This window comes from Bradyrhizobium sp. (assembly GCF_030646015.1).
In the GTDB taxonomy this organism is placed as follows: domain Bacteria; phylum Pseudomonadota; class Alphaproteobacteria; order Rhizobiales; family Xanthobacteraceae; genus Bradyrhizobium.
Genome location: NZ_JAUSLT010000188.1, coordinates 20,417 through 27,502, shown reverse-complemented (window position 1 = coordinate 27,502; position 7,086 = coordinate 20,417). Strand labels below are relative to the sequence as shown.

Genomic DNA, 7,086 nt, shown 5'->3' with positions numbered 1-7,086 from the left:
GGCATGAAGATGCTGGCGGAAGACATCGAAGCCGGACACGGCACGCTGCGGATCCGCCAGTCCGACCCTGCCAATCTCGAGGTCGGGGTCAACATGGCGACGACGCCGGGCAAGGTGATTTTCCAGAACGAGCTGATGCAGCTGATCCAGTACATGCCGACGACGGAGACCGTGCTGCGCACGCCGCTGCTGATCGTGCCGCCATGGATCAACAAGTTCTACATTCTCGATCTCAAGCCGGAGAAATCCTACATCAAGTGGTGCGTCGATCAGGGCATCACCGTGTTCGTGATCTCGTGGGTCAACCCGGACAAGAAGCTCGGCAACAAGACCTTCGAAGACTACATGAAGCAGGGCCCGCTCGCGGCGATGGACGTGATCGAACGGGTGACCGGCGAGATGAAGGTTCATACCGCCGGCTATTGCGTCGGCGGCACGCTGCTCGCCTCGACGCTGGCTTGGCTGGCGGAAAAGCGCCGCCAGCGCGTGACATCCGCCACCTTCTTCGCCGCCCAGGTCGACTTCACCCATGCCGGCGACCTCCTGGTGTTCGTCGACGAAGACCAGATTTCGGCGATGGAGCGCGACATGCAGGCGGCGGGCGTGCTCGAAGGCAGCAAGATGGCAATGGCCTTCAACATGCTGCGCTCCAACGACCTGATCTGGTCGTATGTTGTCAGCAACTACCTGAAGGGACAGCCGCCCTCCGCGTTCGATCTGCTGCACTGGAATTCGGACGCCACAAGGATGCCGGCGGCGAACCATTCCTACTATTTGCGCAACTGCTACCTGGAGAACCGGCTGTCCGCGGGCACCATGGTGCTGGACAACACGCTGCTCGACCTGTCGAAAGTGAAGGTGCCAGTCTACAATCTGGCGACCCGCGAGGATCACATCGCGCCAGCGGATTCGGTGCTGTACGGCTCGCAATTCTTCGGCGGCCCGGTGAAATACGTGCTGTCCGGATCCGGCCATATCGCCGGCGTGGTCAACCCGCCGGCGTCGGGCAAATATCAATACTGGACCAACGACAATATCCGGGACGTTTCGCTCGCGGACTGGCTCAAGGGCGCCCAGGAGCACAAGGGTTCGTGGTGGCCGGACTGGCGCCAATGGCTCGAAAGCATCGACGCCGAGACGGTTCCGGCGCGGCCTGTCGGCTCCGAGGCGATGCCGCCGATCGAAGACGCGCCCGGCAGCTACGTCCGGGTTCGCGCGTAGCGCAATCTTCCGCGATTAGGCTATAACCATCCCGGCCCCGTGGCCCGGATTCGCAATTGAGTGAGGGGGAACCTATGACGCGTGAAATATTCTGGCTGACGCTGACGGTGATTTTGACCGGCGTGATGTGGATCCCCTACGTGCTCAACCGCTGCCAGATTCGCGGCCTCTCCGGCGCGATGGCCAATCCGTCGCGCAACGACAAGCCGCATGCCGAATGGGCCAATCGCATGATGTTCGCGCATGACAATGCGGTCGAGAACCTCATCATCTTCGCGCCGCTGGTGCTGATCCTGGCGCAGATCGACTATTCGACGAAATGGACCGTGTATGCCTGTGCGGTGTATTTCTGGTCCCGCGTCGCCCATCTGATCGTCTACACGATCGGCCTGCCGGTGTTCCGCACGCTGGCCTTTACCGTCGGCTTCTTCGCCCAGGTCGTGCTGGCGCTGGCGATTTTCCAGTTCGTGTAACGCGTGCCCCGGACGCGGTGCAGCGCGGTGCGCCGCAGAGCCTGGATCAACGCCCAGCGAGTGCGGCAGCAATCTGACCGGCAACATCGGCGTCGTCGAGATACCCACCGATGCCATGCCGGTTGTCGGTGTGATTGTTCACAAACGGATAGTTCCTGACTGGCGGCTTGATACCGAAATTCTCGGCAGTGAGTGGATAGAGCGCGACGACATCGCGGTCGTCATATGCATTGTACCAGTCCTTGACCCCCGCGGGCATCGTAAGCGGTGTCCTGAGCTGGTTGCGTATCGCACGGATTCCAAGCGGCGATCCGACCGTTATCAAGCGCAGCACCGAATTGCCGGCGTGTTCGCGCAGCACCTCATAGGCGACGACCGAACCAAGGGAGTGCCCGACGACGACGGTGGGCTCTCCGGTTAGTTTGGCCGCGACAATCCTGTTGATCTCGCGTCGCGTTCGGGAATCATTGACATAAACAAAGACGTCCCGAAGCACCTTGCCGATGCTGTAGTTCGAAACGCCGGGGACACGACGATCGACGGCACGGATGACGGCCTGCACCCACTCCCAATTTTGCGGACCGCGCTCCTGCGGTCCCGGCGCCATTTCGTTTTCGATCTCGCGATCAGTGACCTTGTCGTCACCGCTAAGCTGGACCGCCACGTCTTCGAGAAACGCCGCATAGTCGCCGTCCCCTGCGCCGCCGCGCGTGGCGACGTCATCGGCCGGCGGCAAATCGTGACGCGCCAGTTGCTTCATGAGTTCGTCGCCGTAGAACGGGGCATCGATTCGGAGGCCAGCCGGCGCGCTGACGCCGGCGCCCGAGAAACCGCGGCGAAGCGCATTCATCCACTCGTCCTCGATGATTTCCGACGACTTGCCTTCTTGCGCCCGGCCGTGGATCAGCAGCAGTCTCATTGGAATTCGCCTCGCTCCATGGCGTTTCGCAGGAGTTGGACGCCATGCGGCGCGAATGTGGTCCACAGCGCCGGCAGCAACCAGTTTCGTGCCTCACGTGCGGCTTGCGGCAATTGGGCGTCTCGCACCGCCAGCAGTGACCAGCCCTGTCGCAGCATCGGACAGAATGGCAGAATCGGAAGATCCTTTGCGGGATCCGGGCCGGCTTCGCGCGGACCAACCCCCCGGCGCGCCAGCATGGCGACGTCGAACAACTCCGCTTTCAGATCGGCACGCATGTATTGCAGGACGGATTCGACATCCGCTTCGAGACCGGCGCTGGCATAGGCGTAGGCGGCGTACAAACCGAGAGTCGGATCGAACACCTTGAGTTTTCGTACCTTGTCTGCAAAAGACTGTGCTTCCTGAGGCGCAATCCGAAACACGCCGAGACCGGCGGCGGCCGCCACCGCAGCGCGCAATGCCTCAACATCCTCCCGTACCGTTTGATATTCATTCCATCGCGTACTGTTTGCGGAAGGAACGTAGTTGACGTTGGTGACGACACCATCGTCGACGAAGATGTGCCCAATGTAGCCACGCAGTCCCGGTAACACCGTGCCCTTGCCGTCGTCGAATTCGATCAACACACTGGCCGAGGCAGCATCGATACGTACGGGCTGAAGACGCACGAGTTGATTGCCGAGGAGTTCGGCTGGAAAATGCGGGGAATTCGCCATGACGACGCGGGCCCCGTTCACCGCGAACCCGGTCTGCGTCTCCAAGTGGTCGACCGGGGCTTGACCCGAGTAGCGGACGATCGCGTCTGAAATGCCGACGCCATCGCCCTTTTCCCGCGCAACTGCCGCTGCAGCACGCGCACCCTGCCCCTGCGTGGCGACTTCGATGGCCTGGCGAGCCAGCGCTGCGACCGAGGGGGTGGGCGTCCTCTGGCGTTCAGGTTTTCGTTCGAGCGGCTGGCGTGGGCGCGAACCGCGGTGGCGGCGAAGTTCAAATAGCCCTTTATCCAGCCTGCTCATCGACTCCAGGCCGGGAAGATCAAGATCCGGCTCGACGATGAGACCCTTTGGTGCGCGCTCGACGCGACCGACATAAGCCTGGACCGATTCCAGGATGAATTCCGGAGTTTGTCCGGCCTTCGGCATTTCGTCCGATGCCGCGTCCTCGATCAGGTCGCGAACCAGATCCCTCAGCTTTCGATTTGTCACCACCTCGATGAGGTTGCCGTTCTCGGGTACCTTGTCGACAAACGCGGACGGCGGCTCGTAATAGCCCTTCATGAATTCCCGGGTAAATATGCCTCCACGGCGCGCCTTGTCGTTCGCATTTGCGGCCTCGACAGCGACCAGCGACGGCAGCGTCGCGAACAGGCGATCGATCTCCGGCCGGGTGGGCCGCCTGAGTGGCAAATTGGGAAAGATCGAGCCGCCGTCAACACGGCTGCTCTGCATCCCGGAGGGGATCGACCGGCAGGCATCCGAGATGAATACAACGCTGGTAAGCCCGCTTTCCCGCGCGGCCATCACCGAAGCCTCCACCGAGATCGCCTCGCTGGCATTATTCGGGGCGCCCGAGAGCAGCCAGACTTCGGAGCCGCCATTCTGGAGGCCATGGCCGGCAAAATAGATCACGATTTGCGAATAGGTCGCGGCCGTAACGATGCGCTCGACTTCCGTAAAAATGCCGGCGAACGTGACCGGTTCCTTTTCGTCGGTGAACGCCTTTACCTCGAAGCCCTGTTTAGCGATCCAGGCGGCAAATGCCTTTGCATCATTCACCGCGCCCTGCAGAGGCGCCGGGGCCCTTGGCTTGTTCACGCCGATTACGATGGCTATGCGCGACATTCCATCCCCCATCTGCGGCAACAGAGTGCCACGGCGAGATGGACGATTCAACTGAAGGTCGCAAACCGACCCGGTTCGGCTTCGGTGACCAAACCCTGGAGAATGGGATCAGAGGTCCTTCCGCGCCACCACGAACAGCATCTCGGCCCATTCGTTGTCAAAACCCCTGACTTCGCCCTTCTCGATCGCCAGTGAACTCCAGCGGCCCGCGCTGGCATAGGTATCGCGCAGCCATTCCGGCGATGGATAATTGTAGTAGCGATTGAGGGTATCCCGGCCGTCTTCCTCGCCGGCCTTGAAGCTGGCGTAGAAATGGCCGCCGGGCTTCAGCGCGCGCCAGATCAGCGTCAGTACGTGCTGAAGCTCCGCTCGCGGGACATGCAGCAGACAGGCATTGGCCCAGACGCCGTCATAGGCTTCGACCTTGTCGAGGTCATGGAACAGCAGCGTCTCGACGGGGCGGCCGAGCCGGCGCGATGCCTCAGCCGCCAGTTCCGGCGAACCGTCGGTGGGACGAACATCGAATCCCGCGGCCAGCATTTGTGCGGAATCGGCGCCGGCGCCGCATCCGAGTTCAAGAATGCTCGCCCCTGGCGGCAGCACCGCGAGAAAGCGGTTGATCCGTGTCTGACGCGAGGTGATCTCGCGCCCGGCATAGGCCTGCGCGTTGCTGCGGTAGAACTGAAGCGTATCCTCGTCCACGGCGACTCCTCAAATCACGGAAACAGCGCGATCTGCTCCAGCCCGGCGGTTTCAGGAAGCCCGAACATCAGATTCATGTTCTGGATCGCCTGCCCTGCCGAACCCTTGACCAGATTGTCGAGCACCGAAATGACGATGGCGCGATTCTTGATGCGGTCGGCGAACACGCCGATCTGAACATAATTCGAACCCCGCACATTCTGGGTCTGCGGCAGCACGCCCTTTTTCGCGACATGCACGAACGGTTCGTCCTTGTAGGCCGCGACCAGCGCCGCGCGCAGATCGTCCGCGCTGCCGCCATTGAGTTTGACATAGGACGTACAGAGTTCGCCCCGGCTCATCGGAATGAGATGCGGCGTGAAATTGACCGTCACGGCTGAGCCGGCCGCGACGCCGATCTCCTGCTCGATCTCCGGCGAGTGCCGATGGGTGCCGACCGAATAGGGCGAGAGCCCCTCGCCGGCTTCGCTGAACAGCGTGTTCTGCTTCAGCCCGCGGCCGGCGCCGGTGACGCCGGATTTGGCGTCGATCACGATGTCGTCGACGTCGATCAGCTTGGCCTTCGCGAGCGGCACCAGCGCCAGCAGCGCCGCGGTCGGATAGCAGCCGGGACAGGCAACCAGCCGCGCCGCCGCGATCTTCTCGCGGTAAAATTCGGTGAGGCCGTAGACGGCTTCGCCCTGCAGCTTCGGCGCACGGTGCTCGTGGCCATACCATTGCGCGTAGGTGTTCATGTCGCGCAGCCGGAAATCCGCCGACATGTCGAGGATCTTGATGGCGGGATTGGCTGATAGCACCGCGGCGATGATTTCCTGCGTAGTGCCGTGCGGCAGCCCGCACAACACCGCGTCGAGCCCGCTCCAGTCGACCTTTTCCCATTCCACCAGTTTCGGCAGGTCCAGCATGAAGAAATGCGGAAACACCTCTGCCATCGCCTTGCCGGCATGGGTGTTGGCGGTGAGCGCGGTGATTTCGGCATTGGGATGCCGCGCCAGCAGGCGCACCGCGTCGGCGCCGGTGTAGCCGGACGCGCCCAGAATGCCGATCTTCTTCTTGCTGCTCATCACATCGCTCCTTCTGACGTCGTCTTAGCATTCAATTGTGTCGGCTGGCTCTCGAACAATTGCGGACGCAACCCGCGCATTTCGCTAGCCAGAATTTGGGCCGCGGCCTCCTTCTGCCCGGACAGCGCGGTCGCAATGGCGACGTGGTCGGTATCGGATTTGTGCTGGTTGAGCTTGAAACTGCCCTCGACCGCTTCCACCGTCATGACCAGACCCACGATGGCTTTCTTCATCGCATCCAGGCGCCCTGCCGTCATCTTCGACGCCAGCCAGGGCGGTTTCGGCGCCAGCCAGTTTTCGAACTTTGCGCTCAGCGCGTCGAGATGGCGGCCGAGTTCATCGTCGGACTGTTTTCGCACGGTGCCGGTCAAATGCACGGTCTGATACAGCCAGGTCGGCACCTGATCCGGCGACGCGTACCAGTCGGGCGACACGTAGGCGTCGGCGCCGTTCACGGCCATCAGCCAGGACGTGGTTCCGTCGGCAAGGCCCGCCAGCGCGTTATGGCGCGCGACATGGAACGCCGCCCGCGGCGTGCCGTCGTCGGCATAGTCGAGGTAAAACGGCAGTGACGAGGCGACCGGCTTGGCGCCGTCCCAGGCGCAGACCGTGCCGAATCCACGTGCTTCCGCAAACGCGAGGCTGGCGGCGCGATCGGGCTTGAACATCGGGGGCGTATACATGGCGAACTCCGGCTGGACATAGGAGCCGCCGGGGTCAGATCACGCTGGCAAGGATGAGGAAAATGCCGCGGATCGGGTCCGGCGGCAGGGGCGACAATCTCAGACGTAGACGTCCGCCCATACCGCAGAGGTGCGGCGGCGGCGAGCGATTGACATGGTCACAGCGTTGATCATGGCCGC

The 7,086-nt window shown here is 62.5% G+C and carries 7 protein-coding genes; 2 read left to right on the top strand and 5 right to left on the bottom strand.

What is annotated here, in order from left to right:
• Together Q7T45_RS26960 and Q7T45_RS26955 are read left to right on the top strand one after the other, a co-directional pair.
• A partial coding sequence (locus Q7T45_RS26960) for an alpha/beta hydrolase (protein ID WP_304875046.1) occupies positions 1–1,221 on the top strand: 1,221 nt, incomplete at its 5' end.
• 74 nt (positions 1,222–1,295) lie between these two features.
• Positions 1,296–1,694, top strand: coding sequence for an MAPEG family protein (locus tag Q7T45_RS26955; protein ID WP_304875044.1), 399 nt, complete (start codon positions 1,296–1,298; stop codon positions 1,692–1,694).
• Positions 1,695–1,740: 46 nt separating this feature from the next.
• On the opposite strand, the gene Q7T45_RS26950 is transcribed toward Q7T45_RS26955, so the two are convergent.
• From Q7T45_RS26950 to Q7T45_RS26930, 5 genes are all read right to left on the bottom strand, one after another.
• Positions 1,741–2,613 carry an alpha/beta fold hydrolase gene (locus Q7T45_RS26950; protein WP_304875042.1) on the bottom strand — a complete coding sequence of 291 codons (873 nt, stop codon included), beginning with the start codon at positions 2,611–2,613 and terminating at the stop codon, positions 1,741–1,743.
• Positions 2,610–4,457 (bottom strand): caspase family protein, encoded by a 1,848-nt coding sequence (locus Q7T45_RS26945; RefSeq protein WP_304875040.1) that lies wholly within the window; start codon positions 4,455–4,457, stop codon positions 2,610–2,612. Before Q7T45_RS26945 ends, Q7T45_RS26950 begins: the two co-directional genes overlap by 4 nt.
• A gap of 108 nt (positions 4,458–4,565) precedes the next feature.
• Complete coding sequence (locus Q7T45_RS26940; protein WP_304875037.1) at positions 4,566–5,159, bottom strand: bifunctional 2-polyprenyl-6-hydroxyphenol methylase/3-demethylubiquinol 3-O-methyltransferase UbiG; 594 nt, start codon at positions 5,157–5,159, stop codon at positions 4,566–4,568.
• A 14-nt stretch (positions 5,160–5,173) separates the two neighbouring features.
• Positions 5,174–6,223 carry an N-acetyl-gamma-glutamyl-phosphate reductase gene (argC, locus tag Q7T45_RS26935; protein ID WP_304875035.1) on the bottom strand — a complete coding sequence of 350 codons (1,050 nt, stop codon included), beginning with the start codon at positions 6,221–6,223 and terminating at the stop codon, positions 5,174–5,176.
• Entirely contained in the window at positions 6,223–6,906 is a 684-nt protein-coding gene (locus tag Q7T45_RS26930) for an FMN-binding negative transcriptional regulator (protein ID WP_304875033.1), read from the bottom strand. Before Q7T45_RS26930 ends, argC begins: the two co-directional genes overlap by 1 nt.
• Positions 6,907–7,086 lie beyond the last annotated feature (180 nt).

What these genes read in the sequence shown, in the direction of transcription:
- Q7T45_RS26955 (WP_304875044.1), top strand. Translation starts at nt 1,296, where the DNA reads ATGACGCGTGAAATATTCTGGCTGACGCTGACGGTGATTTTGACCGGC.
- Q7T45_RS26950 (WP_304875042.1), bottom strand. Translation starts at nt 2,613, where the DNA reads ATGAGACTGCTGCTGATCCACGGCCGGGCGCAAGAAGGCAAGTCGTCG.
- Q7T45_RS26945 (WP_304875040.1), bottom strand. Translation starts at nt 4,457, where the DNA reads ATGTCGCGCATAGCCATCGTAATCGGCGTGAACAAGCCAAGGGCCCCG.
- argC (WP_304875035.1), bottom strand. Translation starts at nt 6,223, where the DNA reads ATGAGCAGCAAGAAGAAGATCGGCATTCTGGGCGCGTCCGGCTACACC.
- Q7T45_RS26930 (WP_304875033.1), bottom strand. Translation starts at nt 6,906, where the DNA reads ATGTATACGCCCCCGATGTTCAAGCCCGATCGCGCCGCCAGCCTCGCG.